This is a genomic window from Kitasatospora sp. NPDC034533 (genome assembly GCF_055575155.1).
Genome location: NZ_JBVITE010000171.1, coordinates 1 through 1,295, shown reverse-complemented (window position 1 = coordinate 1,295; position 1,295 = coordinate 1). Strand labels below are relative to the sequence as shown.

General features: G+C 67.7%; 1 protein-coding gene. It reads left to right on the top strand.

Annotated elements, in window-relative coordinates:
- Nucleotides 1–1,295: glycoside hydrolase family 15 protein (locus tag ACZ55U_RS39070; RefSeq protein WP_465534406.1), on the top strand; the 1,295-nt coding region annotated here is incomplete at both ends.

Genomic DNA, 1,295 nt, shown 5'->3' with positions numbered 1-1,295 from the left:
ACCTACGCCGACTTCACCATCACCACCGGCGAACGCCTCGCCTTCGCCCTCACCTGGCAAGCCTCCCACCTCGACCCACCCAGGCCCCCCGACGCCGAGGCAATGCTCCACGCCACCGCCGACTTCTGGCACGAATGGGCCGACCAATGCACCTACCAAGGCCCCTACCGCGAAGCCGTCATCCGCTCCCTCATCACCCTCAAAGGCCTCACCTACGCCCCCACCGGCGGCATCGTCGCCGCCCCCACCACCTCCCTGCCCGAAGACATCGGCGGCGAACGCAACTGGGACTACCGCTACACCTGGCTCCGCGACGCCGCCATCACCCTCTCCTCCCTCCTGCGCACCGGCTACCGCGAAGAAGCCCGCGCCTGGCGCGAATGGCTCCTGCGCGCCGTCGCCGGCGACCCCGAAAACCTCCAGATCATGTACGGCATCGCCGGCGAACGCGAACTCACCGAATCCTCCCTCGACTGGCTCCCCGGCTACGAACACTCCCAACCCGTACGCATCGGCAACGGCGCGGCCGGACAACTCCAGCTCGACGTCTACGGCGAAGTCGTCGAAGCCCTCCACCTCGCCCACATGACCGGCCTCGTCCGCAACGACCACGCCCACCACCTCCAGCTGCGCCTCATCGAATACCTGGAGGAACACTGGCGGGAACCCGACGAGGGCATCTGGGAGGTCCGCGGCCCCCGCCGCCACTTCGTCCACTCCAAGGTCATGGCCTGGGTCGCCGTCGACCGCACCATCAAACTCCTCGAACAGACCCCCGACGACGACCCCACCGGCGACCACCTCGAACGCTGGCGCGAACTGCGCGACACCATCCACCACGACGTCTGCGACAAGGGCTACGACCCCGAACGCAACACCTTCACCCAGTACTACGGCGGCCGGGAACTGGACGCCTCACTCCTCCTCATCCCCCAGGTCGGCTTCCTGCCCCCCGACGACAAACGCGTCATCGGCACCATCGAGGCCATCCAGCGCGAACTGTCCACCGAGGACGGCTTCGTCCTGCGCTACCCCACCCACGACGACACCGGCAACAACGTCGACGGCCTCTCCGGCCACGAAGGCGCCTTCCTCGCCTGCTCCTTCTGGCTCGCCGACGACCTCGCCATGATCGGCCGCGTCCACGAAGCCCGCGAACTCTTCGACAAACTCCTGGCCCTGCGCAACGACCTCGGCCTCCTCGCCGAAGAATGGGACCCCCGACTCCAACGCCAGGTCGGCAACTTCCCCCAGGCCTTCAGCCACGTCCCACTCATCGACACCGCACTACGCCT